The organism is Kitasatospora sp. NPDC058046, assembly GCF_042885595.1.
Classification (GTDB): domain Bacteria; phylum Actinomycetota; class Actinomycetes; order Streptomycetales; family Streptomycetaceae; genus Kitasatospora.
In genome coordinates this window covers 49,272-63,420 of the sequence record NZ_JBHVRS010000034.1, presented here as the reverse complement: position 1 = coordinate 63,420, position 14,149 = coordinate 49,272, and the positions used below count along the sequence as shown (strand labels likewise).

The 14,149-nt window shown below is 75.0% G+C and carries 15 protein-coding genes; 4 read left to right on the top strand and 11 right to left on the bottom strand.

The annotated features are described in order from the left end of the window. The first annotated feature begins 50 nt into the window (after positions 1-50). Together ACFVU7_RS41230 and ACFVU7_RS41225 are read left to right on the top strand one after the other, a co-directional pair. On the top strand, positions 51-1,127 hold the full coding sequence (locus ACFVU7_RS41230; protein ID WP_388051386.1) for an ABC transporter permease: 1,077 nt from the start codon (positions 51-53) through the stop codon (positions 1,125-1,127). Further along, positions 1,124-1,804: an ABC transporter ATP-binding protein gene (locus tag ACFVU7_RS41225; RefSeq protein WP_388051383.1), complete on the top strand. Its 681-nt coding sequence runs from the start codon at positions 1,124-1,126 to the stop codon at positions 1,802-1,804. Before ACFVU7_RS41230 ends, ACFVU7_RS41225 begins: the two co-directional genes overlap by 4 nt. Here ACFVU7_RS41225 and ACFVU7_RS41220 read toward each other — a convergent pair. The 3 genes from ACFVU7_RS41220 to ACFVU7_RS41210 all read right to left on the bottom strand — a co-directional run bounded on the left by ACFVU7_RS41220 (position 1,801) and on the right by ACFVU7_RS41210 (position 4,258). Then, positions 1,801-2,328, bottom strand: coding sequence for a Uma2 family endonuclease (locus tag ACFVU7_RS41220; RefSeq protein ID WP_388051381.1), 528 nt, complete (start codon positions 2,326-2,328; stop codon positions 1,801-1,803). The genes ACFVU7_RS41225 and ACFVU7_RS41220 overlap by 4 nt on opposite strands. A 108-nt stretch (positions 2,329-2,436) precedes the next feature. After that, positions 2,437-3,147: a GntR family transcriptional regulator gene (locus ACFVU7_RS41215; protein ID WP_117487207.1), complete on the bottom strand. Its 711-nt coding sequence runs from the start codon at positions 3,145-3,147 to the stop codon at positions 2,437-2,439. 229 nt (positions 3,148-3,376) lie between these two features. Further along, positions 3,377-4,258: an NAD(P)-dependent oxidoreductase gene (locus ACFVU7_RS41210; protein WP_388051378.1), complete on the bottom strand. Its 882-nt coding sequence runs from the start codon at positions 4,256-4,258 to the stop codon at positions 3,377-3,379. A 191-nt stretch (positions 4,259-4,449) separates the two neighbouring features. Here ACFVU7_RS41210 and ACFVU7_RS41205 point away from each other — a divergent pair, with 191 nt between their 5' ends. Further along, entirely contained in the window at positions 4,450-5,079 is a 630-nt protein-coding gene (locus ACFVU7_RS41205; RefSeq protein WP_375876070.1) for a TetR/AcrR family transcriptional regulator, read from the top strand. 145 nt (positions 5,080-5,224) lie between these two features. Next, entirely contained in the window at positions 5,225-5,554 is a 330-nt protein-coding gene (locus ACFVU7_RS41200) for a hypothetical protein (RefSeq protein WP_388051375.1), read from the top strand. A 4-nt stretch (positions 5,555-5,558) separates the two neighbouring features. On the opposite strand, the gene ACFVU7_RS41195 is transcribed toward ACFVU7_RS41200, so the two are convergent. From ACFVU7_RS41195 to ACFVU7_RS41160, 8 genes are all read right to left on the bottom strand, one after another. Continuing rightward, complete coding sequence (locus tag ACFVU7_RS41195; protein ID WP_338016276.1) at positions 5,559-6,494, bottom strand: ornithine cyclodeaminase family protein; 936 nt, start codon at positions 6,492-6,494, stop codon at positions 5,559-5,561. Between the two features lie 23 nt (positions 6,495-6,517). Beyond that, on the bottom strand, positions 6,518-7,546 hold the full coding sequence (locus ACFVU7_RS41190; protein ID WP_387966332.1) for a proline racemase family protein: 1,029 nt from the start codon (positions 7,544-7,546) through the stop codon (positions 6,518-6,520). Then, positions 7,546-8,904, bottom strand: a complete 1,359-nt coding sequence (locus tag ACFVU7_RS41185; RefSeq protein WP_388051373.1) for an aldehyde dehydrogenase family protein — start codon at positions 8,902-8,904, stop codon at positions 7,546-7,548. Before ACFVU7_RS41185 ends, ACFVU7_RS41190 begins: the two co-directional genes overlap by 1 nt. A gap of 50 nt (positions 8,905-8,954) precedes the next feature. Further along, the gene (locus tag ACFVU7_RS41180; protein WP_049660310.1) at positions 8,955-9,959 is read right to left on the bottom strand and encodes a proline racemase family protein; all 1,005 of its coding nucleotides are present in this window, start codon (positions 9,957-9,959) and stop codon (positions 8,955-8,957) included. A gap of 93 nt (positions 9,960-10,052) precedes the next feature. Then, positions 10,053-10,916, bottom strand: a complete 864-nt coding sequence (locus ACFVU7_RS41175) for a dihydrodipicolinate synthase family protein (RefSeq protein WP_369808372.1) — start codon at positions 10,914-10,916, stop codon at positions 10,053-10,055. 178 nt (positions 10,917-11,094) lie between these two features. Next, positions 11,095-12,510: an NAD(P)/FAD-dependent oxidoreductase gene (locus tag ACFVU7_RS41170; RefSeq protein WP_388051370.1), complete on the bottom strand. Its 1,416-nt coding sequence runs from the start codon at positions 12,508-12,510 to the stop codon at positions 11,095-11,097. After that, positions 12,491-12,808: a (2Fe-2S)-binding protein gene (locus ACFVU7_RS41165; protein WP_049652011.1), complete on the bottom strand. Its 318-nt coding sequence runs from the start codon at positions 12,806-12,808 to the stop codon at positions 12,491-12,493. The genes ACFVU7_RS41170 and ACFVU7_RS41165 overlap by 20 nt, the downstream gene beginning before the upstream one ends. Positions 12,809-12,887: 79 nt before the next feature. Beyond that, on the bottom strand, positions 12,888-14,048 hold the full coding sequence (locus ACFVU7_RS41160; RefSeq protein WP_388051368.1) for an NAD(P)/FAD-dependent oxidoreductase: 1,161 nt from the start codon (positions 14,046-14,048) through the stop codon (positions 12,888-12,890). Between the last annotated feature and the right edge of the window lie 101 nt (positions 14,049-14,149).

The window sequence follows — 14,149 nt, the reverse complement described above, 5'->3', positions numbered from 1 at the left end:
TCCAGGACGGTGGAAGTGTCGAAACCACCTGTCCAGAGGAAGGCCCCGTCGTGTTCGTCGCCTGGAGGGACCTGAGGTTCGCCAAGGGGCGGTTCGCCCTGATGGGAACCGTCATCGTGCTGATCACCGTGCTGGTCGGCCTGCTGTCCGGGCTGACCGCCGGGCTCGGCCGGCAGAACATCTCCGCGATCACCGGCCTGCCCGCCGACCACCTGGTCTTCGGCAAGCCGGCCGACGGGCAGAAGCTCTCCTTCACCGACTCCCAGGTCACCCCCGACCAGTGGCAGGCCTGGGCCCGCGAGCCCGGCGTCACCTCCGCCCAGCCGATCGGCATCACCACCACCAAGGCCGCCGCCGGACAGCGCACCGCCGCGCTCTCCGCCTTCGGCGTCCCGGACGGCTCCGCACTCGCCCCGCAGGGCGGCCGGATCGCCCCCGGCCAGGCCGTACTGTCCAGGACCGCCGCCGAGAACCTGGGCGGCCTCGCCCCCGGCGCCGACTTCACCCTGGCCGGCCACCCGCTGCGGGTCGCCGCCGTCGAGGGCGACGCCGCGTACAGCCACACCCCGGTGATCTGGACCAGCCTCGGCGACTGGCAGCAGGCCGCCCCCGGCGGCGCCGGCCACGCCACCGTCATCGCGCTCGACACCGCCAAGGGCGCCGACCTGGCCGCCGCCGACGCCCGCCACGGCACCGAGACCCGCACCCGCGACGACGCCCTCGCCGCGATCGGCTCCTACACCTCCGAGAACGGCTCCCTCCAGCTGATGCGCGGCTTCCTGTTCGCCATCTCGGCCCTGGTGATCGGCGCGTTCTTCACCGTCTGGACGATCCAGCGCAGCGGCGACATCGCCGTCCTCAAGGCCCTCGGCGCCTCCACCCGCTACCTGCTGCGCGACGCCCTCGGCCAGGCCGTCCTCCTGCTGCTGCTCGGCACGGTCGTCGGCACCGCGATCGCGTCCGGCTTCGGCGCGCTGATCGGCTCCGCCGTCCCCTTCGTCCTGGACGCCCCGACCGTCCTGCTGCCCGCCGCCGTCATGATCGCCCTCGGCGCGATCGGCGCGGCCCTGTCCATCCGCCGGATCACCTCCGTCGACCCGCTGACCGCCCTCGGGAGCGCCCGATGAGTCTTGTCCTCGACCGCATCACCCTCACCTACCCGGACGGCGACGGCCGGCTCACGGCACTCGACGAGGTCTCGCTGACCGTCCCCAAGGGCACGCTCACCGCCGTCGTCGGCCCCTCCGGCTCCGGCAAGTCCAGCCTGCTCGCGGTCGCCGCCACCCTGATCACCCCGGACTCCGGGCAGGTCGTCGTCGACGGCACCGACACCACGGGCCTCAGCCGGGCGGACCTCACCGCGCTGCGCCGCACCAGGATCGGCATCGTCTTCCAGCAGGCCAACCTGCTGCCCTCGCTCACCGCCGTGGAGCAGCTGCAGGTGATGGCCCACCTCGACGGCCGCCCCCCGCGCGGCGCGCTCCCCCGCGCCCTGGAACTCCTCGACGCCGTCGGCCTGCGCGACCAGGCCGCCCGCCGGCCGCACCAGCTCTCCGGCGGGCAGCGCCAGCGGGTCAACATCGCCCGCGCGCTGATGAACGACCCCACCGTCCTGCTGGTCGACGAACCCACCAGCGCCCTCGACCACGAACGCGGCGCCGCCGTCCTCGACCTGATCACCGACCTCACCCACCGCCGGGCCACCGCCACCGTCCTGGTCACCCACGACCGCACCCACCTGACGGCCGTCGACCAGATCGCCGAGGTCCACGACGGGAGGCTGACCCTCCCGGCGGCGGTCTAGGCGACCAGCTCCGACACCGGCAGCGTCACCGCCGTCCCGGGCAACCCGACCACCTGCCCGGGACGGCGTACGACCCGCTCCCGGTACTCGCCCCGCACGGGATCGGTCAGCACCAGCACCTGCTGCTCGACCCGGTCCACGACCACGTAGGTCGGCACCCCGGCCAGCGCGTAGGCGGCGGGCTTCCTGGTGACGTCACTGCACAACGCCGCCGATGTCACTTCGAGGACGAGGCGGAAGATCTTCGGGTCGTAGCAGTTGTACGTGACCATCCGGTCGTCGCTCACCGCCTCGACGATCGACAGATCCGGCATCGCGAAGTCGTCCGGCCCGGTCGGCAGCCAGATCGCGAGCCGCTGGAGGACTTCCGTGTCCCCGCCTTCCAGCCCGGCCTCGAAGCAGGCCTTCATCACGTCGGAGAGGATCTCGCGGTGGCGCCCGTCGGGCAGCGGCTCGACGGCCACCTCACCGCCGAGCACCTCGACCCGGTGCCCGGGAAACCGATCGAAGAGGACCTCTGCCATGTCGAGCACCCTGTTCCGCACAGGCGAATCCTCCGCCCGTCGGCCCCAAGCCGCCGTCCATACCCGGACTCTTCACCCGAACGGGCGGTTTGACTCCTGCCGAGTCCCCTAGCGGGACCGCAGGCGCAGGGCCGAAGGCTCCGGTTCGGCGGGCTTCTCCTCGCCGGCCCAGAGGGAGCGGACGTGGCTGAGGTGGCGGGTCATGCAGGCCTCGGCCCCGGCCGCGTCGCCGGCGAGCAGCAGGTCGAGCAGCTCCAGGTGCTCCTCCGCCGAGGAGACCAGCTCGCCGCGCTCGTCGAGCCGGTTGAGGCCGTAGAGCCGCGAGCGCTTGCGCAGGTCGCCGACGACCTCGACCAGCCGCGAGTTGCCGGCCAGGCCCAGCAGGTCGAGGTGGAACTGGCGGTCGGCCTCCAGGTAGCCGATCAGGTCGTGCTTGCGGGCCGCAGCGACGATCGCCTCGGCCTGCGGGCGCAGCCGCTCCAGCTGCTCCTTGGTGGCGGTGCGCGCCACCCGGCCGACGGTCGGGACCTCGATCAGGGCGCGGATCTCGGTGAAGTCGTCGAGGTCGCGGTCGGTCAGCTCGGTGACCCGGAAGCCCTTGTTGCGGACGGCTTCGACCAGGCCCTCGCGGGCGAGGTCGAGCATGGCCTCGCGGACGGGGGTCGCGGAGACGCCGAAGTCGGCTGCGAGCGCGGGGGCGGAGTAGACGACGCCGGGGCGCAGTTCGCCGGAGATCAGGGCTGCCCGGAGTGCGTGCGCGACCTGGTCGCGAAGCCGCTCCTGTACGGAGATCAGGGTGCGGGACTTGAGGTCGGCCATGGTGTTCCTCCGGGTGGGTGCAGAACACCAGCGTACAATGTCACGTTACGTTGCGTGCGCAACAGCCAGTGATTCGAACACCCGTCACCGACCCGCCGCACCGGCCCCTCCTCCTGCCGAACGCCATGGTGACAGCGGCCGTCGGCCGTGACAACGGCCGACGGCACACGATCTTCCGGTCCGCCCGGGAGGTCCGTACGAAGATCCGCCCGGAGGTCCGCCCGGAGGGCTACGCCCGGCGGAACCGCCCCACCAGGGTGCTCAGGCTGGCCGCGCCGTCCCCGTCCGCCACGCCCCGCCGGACCGCCTCCGCGAGGAGGGCCGGCAGGGCGCCGTCCACCTCGGAGTCCTCCGCGGTGTGCTGGACGTGCTCGATGCTCGCGAGTGCCATCGTCAGCCGGTCGACGTCCCCGCGGTGGTCCCCGGCGGTGATCCGCGGCGCGTAGAACTCGATCATCCGCGGCAGCAGCGCGGCGGTGGGCAGGGCGTACGGCAGGAACTCCTCGGCGGTGATGCCGTTGGCCTCGGCGACCGCCGTGGCGTGCAGGTAGCCGACCATCGAGGACCAGAACAGGTCCATCTGGATCTGGTAGTACAGCTGGGCCAGCCCGGGGTCGTCACCCCGGTAGTCGGCCCCGGTGAGCACCTCCAGGGCGGCCCGGTGCCGCCGGAACAGCTCGACCGGGCCGCTGTAGAAGGTGGACGACTCGGGGCTGCCGATGCCCGAGGGCGGCACCTGCACCCCGCCGGTCAGGTGTCCGGCGCCGCGCTCGGCCAGCCAGCGGGCGGCCTCGCGGGCCCGCCCGGGGGTGTCCGAGCTGAGGTTCGCGACCACCTTCCCCTTCAGCGCCGGCTCGACCGACTCCAGGACGGCGAACACGGCGTCGTAGTCGGTGAGGCTGAGCACCACCAGTTCGTTCGCCGCCACCGCCGCCTCCGCGCTGGGCGCCGCCTGCGCGCCCCGGGCGACGAGTTCGTCGGCCCGTGCGGCCGTGCGGTTCCACACCGTGACGGCGTACCCGGCGTCCAGGAACGCCCGGGCCATGGCCTGCCCCATCGGGCCGAGCCCGATCACCGTCACGGATCGCCTCGCCTGCTGCTCCACGGACATGCGTGTTCCCCTCCACTGGACGAATGCCTAGAACGAACGCTCTATCCAGAGCGCCGGAGCCGACGCTAGCACAGGACTGGAACGAACGCTCTACTCAGAATCTCGGCTAGGATCACGCCGTGAAGACGCCCGAGAAGACCCCCGCGAAGGCCGACCCGAAGGCCGCCGTGAGGGTCGCTGCGAAGGCCCCGGTGAAGGCCCCGGCGAAGGCCGCACCGAAGGACGGCGCGCAGGCCGAAGCGAAGCCCGGCACCCGGGAGCGGATCGTCCGGGCCACCTCCCGGCTGCTGCAGCGCCAGGGGTACGAGGGCACCGGGATCAAGCAGATCTCCCGCGAGGCCGAGGCCACCCTCGGCTCCGTCTACCACTTCTTCCCGGGCGGCAAGCAGGAGTTGGCCGCCGAGGCGATCCGGCACGGGGACGAGGAGTTCGCCGTCATGCTGCACGCCGGGCTCGGCTCCTCACCGGACCTGGGCGAGGCGATGACCGCCTGCACCCGGCTGCTCGCCACCGAACTGCGCGCGTCCGACTGGCAGGACGGCTGCCCGATCACCAGCACCGCCCTGGAGACGATCGGCCGGGTGCCGGTGATCGAGGAGGCGGTGGCCGAGGCCTTCGCCCACTGGCGGGCCGTCGTGACGGAACGGCTGCTCGCCGCCGGCATCGGCGAGCAGGACGCCCGCGAGCTGGCTGGCACCGTGATCAGCACCCTGGAGGGCGCCGAGCTCGCCGCCCAGGTCGCCCGCAGCGAGGAGCCGCTGCTGGTCACCGGCAAGCACCTGGCCCGCCTGCTCACCGCCTACGCCGACGACCGGGCCTGACGCGCGGACCCGGACCGCCCGCCCGCCCGCACGGGAGCCTGCCGGAAAACGTCCGGAAAACGTGAGGAGCCGGTGCAGCGGGGGATCCCATCCCGCTGCACCGGCTCCGGCTCCACAACTCCCGACCACCACCAGGAGTAACGCCGTGTCGATCGACATCGCGCTGTACGACGGCCGCCCGAACGGCGGCCGCCGCACCAGCGCCAGGTTGCTGCACCTGTCGAGCCCCGGCGAGGCCCTCACCTCCGTCCTGGCCCGGCACACCGATCCGACCCGCCACCGGCTCGGCCGGATCGACCCGTACGGGGACACCCCGTTCAACGAGCAGGACGCCGGCGCCGCCTTCGAGGAGGCCACCGCCCTGCTCGCCCGCTGCACCACCGGGGAGCAGCGGGCGGCCGTCCGCGACCTGCGCAACCTGCTCGCCAACTGCGCCGCCACCCCGGGCAGTTGGCTCGTCTTCCTGGGCGACTGAACCGCTAGGACGCGGCCCGGTACACCTCCGCCGCGACGGCCAGGTCCTGCCAGGCCATCCCGACGCTCTTGAAGAACCGCGGCCGCCCGTCGGGCACCAGCGCGTCGCCGCGCACCAGTTCGGCGAGGTTCCACAGCTGCCGCCCGGCCACGCCCGCCATCAGCAGGTCCCCGGCCTCGCGCTCCGCGACGGTACGTGCCTCGACGTACAACTCGGCGCGCTGGACGAGCAGTTCGTCCACCTCCCGGGCGTCCGGCTCGTGCGAGCCGACCGCCGCCACCGCCGCGTGGGCGGGCACCAGGGCGCCGTCGAACAGCGGGGTGCGCGCGGTGGTGCAGCAGACCACCAGGTCCGCCTCGCGGACCGCGCGCGGGTCGCCGACCTCGGCCGCCAGCCCGAGCTTCCGCCCGTAATCGGCCAGCGCCCCGGCCCGTTCGGCGTTGCGCGCCACCACGGTGAGCCGACGCAGCGGCCGGACGGCGAGCAGGGCGTCCAGGTGCCCGTACGCCTGCGGCCCGGAGCCGAACAGCACCAGGTGCTCGGCCTCCGGCACGGCCAGCCGCCGCAGCGCGGCCGCGGTGACGGCGGGCGTGCGCAGCGCGGTGAGCGCGGCGCCGTCCAGCAGGGCGAGCGGCTGGAGGGTGGGCCCGTCCAGCAGCAGGTAGCTGCCGGTGATCCGGGGCAGTCCGGCCGACGGGTTGGCGGGCGCGACCCCGGCGATCTTCACGCCGGCGTACGGCCCGGCGGCGGCCGGCATCATCAGCAGTTCGCCGGCGGGCACCGGTACGGCCGACCGGGCGGGTGCCGCCTCCGGGTCGAACCCGTCCAGCAGCACCCGCTCGATCGCCCCCACCGCCCCGGCGGGCCCGACCCCGCCGGTGCCCGGCACGGCGTACTGGAGCGGCACAACCGCCGCGCCGGGCACTTCGGTTGGCTTCACGGCTTCGGTCGCACGCACGGTGGTCACAGCAGGAACCCCGCTCCCAGGTCGTCGTCCGGCTCCAGCACGAAGCCGTGCTCGCCGGTGCGGAAGGCCGTCCCGCCGACCTCGGTGACCACGCCCTCGCCCTGCGGGTCGCCGCCCGGGAGGACCTGCCCGCTGAAGACCGTCCCGATGATCGACTCGTGCCGCAGCGGCTCGCCCGGGGCCAGCCGCCCCTCGGCGGCGAGCACCGCGAGCCGGGCGGAGGTGCCGGATCCGCAGGGCGAGCGGTCGATCTGGCCGTCCGCGAAGACGGTGACGTTGCGCTGGTTCAGCACCCCGTCCACCGGGGGGAGTTCGTCGTGGAGGATGACCCCGTAGACGCCCGACAGCCGGGCGTCCGTCGGGTGGGCGACCGCCTCCGAGCCGGCCAGCGCGGCCCTGATCTCCCGCCCCAGGGCGGTGAGTTCGGGCAGCTGCTGCTTCTCCACGGCGAGCCCGAGGGCGGCCGCGGGCACCGAGGCGTAGCAGGCGCCGGAGTGCGCCACGGCGACCTCCACGGTGCCGCGCGAGGTCTCCACCGGGAGCTTCAGCGCGGTGACCCGGCTGGGCACGTTGCGGAAGGTCACCCCGGTGGTCCGCCCGCCGGCGCGGTGCACCAGGGCGGTGACCCGGCCGGACGGCACATCGATCCGCACCCGCGCCACGCCGTCCGCGGGGGCGGCCACCAGTCCGGAGTCCACCGCCCAGGCGCCGAGCGCGATGGTGCCGTGCCCGCAGGCGGTGGAGTAGCCGTCCTTGTGCCAGAACAGCACGCCCAGGTGCGCCTCGTCGTCGTCCGGCGGGACCAGGAAGCCGCCGTACATCCCGGCGTGGCCGCGCGGTTCCCGGCTGAGCAGCTGCCGGACCTCGTCCAGCGCGCTGGGCCGGGGCGCGGTCGCGCTGCCGCCCGCGCCGAGCGCGATGGCCCGGCGCTCGGCGACGGTGTCGCCGGGGATCGGGGGCACGCCGTCCAGCACGATCCGGAACGGCTCGCCGGCCGTGTGGTAGTCGACCGTCCGTACGAACATCAGAGCGCACCTCCGCCCGGCAGCACGCTGACGGTCCGGCTGACGGTGTAGAAGTCCAGGGCGGCCTGGCCCTGTTCGCGGTCGCCGTGGCTCGCGCCCTTGGCCCCGCCGAAGGGCAGGTGGAAGTCGACGCCGCTGGACGGGGCGTTGACCCGGATCATGCCCGCGTCCAGCCGGTCGGCGGCGGCCAGCGCCACGTCCAGGCTGCGGGTGTGCACCGAGGTGGAGAGGCTGTGCGGGGTGTCGTTGGCGAGCGCGATGGCCTCGTCCAGGTCGGCCGCGGCGTGCAGCACCGCGATCGGGCCGAAGAACTCCTCGCGGGCCAGCGGGTGTTCGGCCGGCACCTCGGCGAGCAGGGTCGGCTCGACGTACCAGCCGGTCCGCTCGGGCACCCCGCCGCCGGTGAGCACGCTGGCCCCGGCCTCGACGGCCGAGGAGACGGCCCCGGTCAGCCGCTCCCGCGCACCGGCGTTGATCACCGGCCCGCAGACCGCGTCGTCGACCGCCGCCAGCGCCTTGACCAGCGCCTCGCGCAGCGGCTCGTACGCGGCGCCGACCGCGATCACCCGGCTGGTGGCGGTGCACTTCTGCCCGGCGTACCCGGCGATGGCCGCGGCGATGTGCCCGGCGGCCTGCGCGATGTCGGCGTCCGGCAGCACCAGCGCGGCGTTCAGCCCGCCGAGTTCGGCCTGCACCGGCACCCCGCGATCGGTCGCGGCCCGCACCACGGCCCGGCCGACGCCGGTCGAGCCGGTGAAGGAGACCACGTCGGCGGAGTCGACCAGCGCCGCGCCCTCCTCCGCCCCGCCGGGCAGCACCGTGAACACGTCCTCGGGCAGCCCGGCCAGCTCCGCCAGCCGCAGCGCGCAGGCCGTCGCCTCGGGGGCCGGCTTGAGCACCACCGCGTTGCCGACGGCGAGGGCCGGCGCGGCCTTCCAGGTCGGGATCGCCAGCGGGAAGTTCCACGGCGCGATCAGCCCGGCGACCCCGTACGGGCGGCGGCGGGTGAACAGCAGCCCGGGGCCGGCGGCGGTCTCGTGCACCGCCCCGGAGGGCGCGTACGGCGCCTGCGCGTAGTAGCGCCAGATCGCCGCCGTGCGGGCGACCTCGCCGAGCGCCTCGGCCAGCGGCTTGCCGACCTCGCGCACGATCAGCGCGGCCAGCTCGTGGGCGTGCGCCTCCACGGCGTCCGCGATCCGGCCGAGCGCCGCCGACCGGGCGCCCGCCCCGGCGGCGAGCCAGTCGCCCTGCGCCGCCCGGGCCCGCCCGACGGCGGCCCGCACGGCCTCGGCGCCGGGCTCCTCGACGGCGACCACGAGGTCGTCGGGGTCGGCGGGGTTGTACGAGGTGATGGTCACGGCCAGCAGCCCTTCGGGGGGAGGTACGGGGACGAAGGAGGAAGGAGGGGTCAGAGCAGGAAGCCCGCCGGGAACGGGTCGCTCGGGTCGAGGAAGTACTGGGCGGTGCCGGTGACCCAGGCCCGCCCGGTGACGGTGGGCACCACCGCGGGCAGCCCGGCCACCTCGGTCTCCTCGACCAGCCGCCCGGTGAAGGTGGTCCCGATGAAGGAGTCGTTGCGGAAGTCCCGTCCGAGCGGCAGTTCGCCGCGCGCGTGCAGCTGGGCCATCCGCGCCGAGGTGCCGGTGCCGCAGGGCGAGCGGTCGAACCAGCCGGGGTGGATGGCCATCGCGTGCCGGGAGTGCTCGGCGGTGGAGCCGGGGGCGAGCAGCTGGACGTGGTGGCAGCTGTGGATGGACGGGTTCTCCGGGTGCACCGGCCGGTCCGGGCCCGCGTTGATCGCGTCCATCATGGCCAGGCCGGCGTCCAGGATCTCCTGCTTGCGCTCGCGCTCGAAGGGCAGCCCGAACTCGGCGAGCGGCAGGATGGCGTAGTAGTTGCCGCCGTACGCGAGGTCGTAGGTCACCGTGCCGTAGCCGGGCACCTCGACCTTGCGGTCCAGGGCGACGGAGTAGGAGGGCACGTTGCGGATGGTCACCGCCTTGGCGGCGCCGTCCTCGACCTTCACCTCGGCGACCACGAGTCCGGCCGGGGTGTCCAGCCGTACGGTGGTGACCGGCTCGACCACCGGGACCATCCCGGTCTCGACCAGTACGGTGGCGACCCCGATGGTGCCGTGCCCGCACATCGGCAGCAGTCCGGAGACCTCGATGTAGAGCACGCCGAAGTCGGCGTCCGGCCGGGTCGGCGGCTGGAGGATCGCGCCGCTCATCGCGGCGTGGCCGCGGGGCTCGTACATCAGCAGGGTGCGGAAGTGGTCCAGGTGCTCCTGGAAGTGCACCCGGCGCTCGGCCATGGTGGCGCCGGGGATGACGCCGAAGCCGCCGGTGATCACCCGGGTCGGCATGCCCTCGGTGTGCGAGTCGACGGCGTGGAACACGTGACGGCTGCGCATGGGTCACAACTCCCGTACAGGTTCGGATGGTTGGTGGGTAGGCCGGGCCGACTGCCGCCGCAGCCGGCCCGGAGGCCCGGGATCGCGCCGGTGTCAGACCAGGCCGTCGGCCAGCGCCTTCTCGGTGGCCGCGCGGACGGCCTCCTCGATCTCCGGGACGAGCGGCAGGCGCGGGGCGCGCACCGGGCCGCCGGGGCGCCCGGCGATGTCCATCGAGAGCTTGATGGCCTGGACGAACTCGGTCTTGGAGTCCCAGCGCAGCAGCGAGTGCAGCGACTTGTACAGCGGCAGCGCGTTCTCCAGGTCCTTGGAGACGGCGGCGTCGTAGAGCGCGACCGAGGCGGCGGGCAGGGCGTTCGGGTAGCCGGCGATCCAGCCGACCGCGCCCGCGAGCGCCAGCTCCAGCAGCACGTCGTCGGCGCCGATCAGCAGGTCCAGCCCGGGGGCCAGCTCGGCGATCTCGTACGCCCGGCGGACGTCGCCGCTGAACTCCTTGACCGCGACGATCGAGCCCTCGGCGTGCAGCTGGGCGAGCAGCGTGGGGACGAGGTCGACCTTGGTGTCGATGGGGTTGTTGTACGCCACGATCGGCAGCCCGGCCTTGGCGACCTCGGCGTAGTGGGCGCGCACCGAGGCGTGGTCGGCCCGGTAGGCGTTCGGCGGCAGCAGCAGGACGGAGCCGGCGCCGGCCTCGGCGGCCTGCTCGGCCCAGCGGCGGGACTCGGCGCTGCCGTAGGCGGCCACGCCGGGCATCACCCGGGAGCCGTCGCCGGCCGCCTCGATGGCGACCTCGACGACCTTGGCGCGCTCCTCGGCGGTGAGCGTCTGGTACTCGCCCAGCGAGCCGTTGGGGACGACGCCCTCGCAGCCGGAGTCGATCAGCCAGCGGACGTGCTCGGCGTAGGCGTCGTAGTCGACGGAGTGGTCCGGGCGCAGCGGAAGCGTGGTGGCGACCATGATGCCGCGCCAGGGACGGGTGCTGTCGTGCTGGGTGATGGACACATGAGCTCCTTGATGAGGTGTGACATTTTACTAGAGTGGACGGGCCGGAGACAAGGTCCCCGGCCCGTCCTTCGACGACGGACCCCGGGGGCGTGCCGACCGTTCCCGCCCGACGCGAGCGGTCGGGCACGCCCTACGCCTCCGGGTTCGGCCCCGCCGCCAGCTGGGAGAGCGGCACCGGGCAGCCCAGCGGCCGCCGGTCCGGCCCCGGCTCACCCGGGCCGGCCAGGCAGGCCACGGCCGGACCGCACATCCGGCCCTGGCACCAGCCCATCCCGGCCCGGGTGAGCAGCTTCACGGTGCGCGGATCGCCCGCGCCCAGGTCCTCGACGGCCTCCCGGATCGCCGCCACCGGCACCTCCTCGCACCGGCAGACGTCGGTGTCCGGACGCAGCCATCCGGTCCAGCCGGGGCCCGGCCGGTGCGCGGCGGCCATCAGGTCGGCGAAGGCCCGCAGCCGGGAGCGGCGGCGCAGCAGCGCGGCCGCGGGCCGCTCCCCGGCCACCGCGTGCGCGGCCAGCTCGCCCTCGGCGAGCGCGAGGTCCGCGCCGCCGACGCCGTTGGTCTCCCCCGCCGACCAGAGGCCGGGCACGCTGGTGCGCAGCCGGGCGTCGACCTCCAGCGCGACCGCGCCGTCCGGCCCGGTCACGGTCCGCGCGCCGAGCTCGGTGGCCAGGTCGATCTGCGGCAGCAGGCCGTGGCCGACGGCGAGCGCGTCGCAGTCGATCCGCCGCCCGGTGCCGGGCACCGGCCGCCAGTCGGCGTCCAGCCGGGCCACCGTGACGCCGGTGACCCGGTCCGTCCCGTGCGCCTCGACCACCGCGCTGCGCGGGCGCAGCCGTACGCCGTGCCGCAGCAGCGCACCGCCGTGCCCGGCGCCCTCGACCAGCTTGCCGGGGACGGCCGCCAGCACGCCGGGGCGCCGCGCGTACCCGAGGTAGGCGGTGGCCTCGACCACGGCGGGCACCTCGGCCCCGGCGGTGACCAGCGAGGAGGCCGCCGCGAGCAGCAGCGGGCCGCTGCCGGCCACCACGATCCGCTTCCCGGGCAGCACCAAGCCGGCCTTGAGCATGGCCTGGGCGCCGCCCGCGGTGACCACCCCGGGCAGGGTCCAGCCGGGGAACGGCAGCTGCCGCTCGTACGCGCCGGTGGCGAGCAGCACCGACCGGGTCCGGACGGTGGCCCGGTCGGTGCTCTCCGGTCCGCGGGTGACGTGCACCGCGAAGCCGTCCCCGGTGCGCTCCAGCGCCCAGACCTGGTGCCCGGCCCGGAAGTCGGCCCGCCCGGCGCGCCCGTGCGCGTCGAGCCGGTCGGCCAGCCCGGTGTAGGCGGACCAGTGGTGGTGCAGCCGGTCCGGCCGGGCCGCGCCGAGGCCGGGCGCCGGGTGGCGGTAGTACTGCCCGCCGGTGCTCTGCCCGCCGTCCAGCAGGGCGCAGCGCAGCCCGAGGTCGGCGGCGGTGACGGCGGCGGCCAGCCCGGCCGGGCCGGCGCCGACCACCACGAGGTCGTACGACGGGGCGTCGAGGGGTTCAGACGGCGAGGTCGGCACGGCCGTGGCCCTCCTGGGTGGTGACGGTGGTGCCGGGCTCGGCGGGGAGCAGGCAGGTGCGCTGGTTGGGGCGGCCGTCCACGGTGGCCAGGCAGTCGAAGCAGGCGCCGATCCCGCAGAACGCCCCGCGCGGCTTCCCGCCGACCCGGGTGGTGCGCCAGGCGAGCACGCCGTCGGCCCAGAGCGCGGCGGCGATCGACTGCCCGGGCAGCGCGGGGACGGGCCGCCCGTCGAACTCGATGTGGTGGGCGGGCCCGGGCTCGGCCTCGACCAGCCCGGCGGGGGTGCGGCGGCGCATCGGCGGCCTCTCCAATCTCACGGGTCCAGGAAGGAATCTCACACAGGCCTCGGTCGCAGGCGTCCGGGCCGTCACGCCGTCACTCGGCCGGGAAGCGGTCCGCCCGGAACGGCGCGAGGTCCAGCTCCGGCTGCTTGCCGGTGAGCTGCTCGCTGATCAGCAGCCCGGTCGCCGGGGCCAGCCCGATGCCGGCCCCCTCGTGCCCGCAGGCGTGGTACAGCCCGGGCACCCGGGGGTCCGCGCCGATGGCCGGCAGGTGGTCCGGCAGGTACGGGCGGAAGCCCCGGTAGGCGCGCAGCACGGTGACGTCGGCGAGCACCGGGAAGAGGGCGGCGGCCTGGGCGGCGAGCCGGCTCAGCACCTCCTGGGAGAGCGTGCGGTCGAAGCCGACCCGCTCCCGGCTGGCGCCGATCAGCACCGGCCCGCCCGGGGTGCCCTCGATCACGGCGGAGGTCTCCAGCCCGGCCGATCCGCTGGCCACGTTGGCCACGTAGTCGGCGGCGTAGACCTTGTGCCGCACGACCCGCGGCAGCGGCTCGGTGACCAGCACGAAGCCGCGCCGGGGCAGCACCGGCAGGTGCACCCCGGCCAGCGCGGCCACCTCGCCGCCCCAGGTGCCGGCCGCGTTCACCACGGCGGGGGCGGCCAGGTGCCGCCGGTCGGTCCGTACGCCGCGCACGGCGCCGTCCGGGCCCCGGTCGACGGCGGTGACGCTCTCCCCGGTGATCAGCTCGGCGCCCATCCGGCGGGCCTCGCGCAGCAGGTGGGCGGCGGCGAGGGCGGGCTGGACCTGGGCGTCCTGCGGGTAGTGGAAGCCGCCGGCCAGGCCCTCGGCCAGGTGCGGCTCCAGTTCGCGCAGCCGCTCGCCGGGCACCTCCTCGGCCTCGACCCCGACGGCCCGCTGCCCGTCGGCGAAGGCCCGCAGCGTGTCCTGCCCGGCGGCGGTGGAAGCCACCACCACGCCGCCCTTGGGCTCGTACTCGATCGCCGGGCCGAGCCGCTCGGCGAGGTCGCGCCAGAGCCGGGTGCTGAGCAGGGCGAGGTCGAGTTCGGGGCCGGGCTCCTTGTCGGAGACCAGCAGGTTGCCCTCGCCCGCGCCGGTGGTGCCGCCGGCCACGGGCCCGCGGTCCACGACGGCGACGGCGAGCCCGGCGCGGGCGGCGTAGTAGGCGCAGGCGGCGCCGACCACACCGGCGCCGACCACGACCACGTCCAGGGGAGGTGTCTCGGTCTTCAGCACGCCAGTAATATGTCACATGCCATGCGAGCTGCCAAGACCACCCGCCGAAACCCGGAACCGCCCCGACCAGCGGAAAGCCCCGGCCCACCGCTCGGCAGCGG

Bases quoted from the DNA above. Each gene is read 5' to 3' on its own strand.
- ACFVU7_RS41225 (WP_388051383.1), top strand. From the start codon at position 1,124: ATGAGTCTTGTCCTCGACCGCATCACCCTCACCTACCCGGACGGCGAC.
- ACFVU7_RS41220 (WP_388051381.1), bottom strand. From the start codon at position 2,328: ATGGCAGAGGTCCTCTTCGATCGGTTTCCCGGGCACCGGGTCGAGGTG.
- ACFVU7_RS41215 (WP_117487207.1), bottom strand. From the start codon at position 3,147: ATGGCCGACCTCAAGTCCCGCACCCTGATCTCCGTACAGGAGCGGCTT.
- ACFVU7_RS41210 (WP_388051378.1), bottom strand. From the start codon at position 4,258: ATGTCCGTGGAGCAGCAGGCGAGGCGATCCGTGACGGTGATCGGGCTC.
- ACFVU7_RS41190 (WP_387966332.1), bottom strand. From the start codon at position 7,546: ATGTTCGTACGGACGGTCGACTACCACACGGCCGGCGAGCCGTTCCGG.
- ACFVU7_RS41180 (WP_049660310.1), bottom strand. From the start codon at position 9,959: ATGCGCAGCCGTCACGTGTTCCACGCCGTCGACTCGCACACCGAGGGC.
- ACFVU7_RS41175 (WP_369808372.1), bottom strand. From the start codon at position 10,916: ATGGTCGCCACCACGCTTCCGCTGCGCCCGGACCACTCCGTCGACTAC.
- ACFVU7_RS41165 (WP_049652011.1), bottom strand. From the start codon at position 12,808: ATGCGCCGCCGCACCCCCGCCGGGCTGGTCGAGGCCGAGCCCGGGCCC.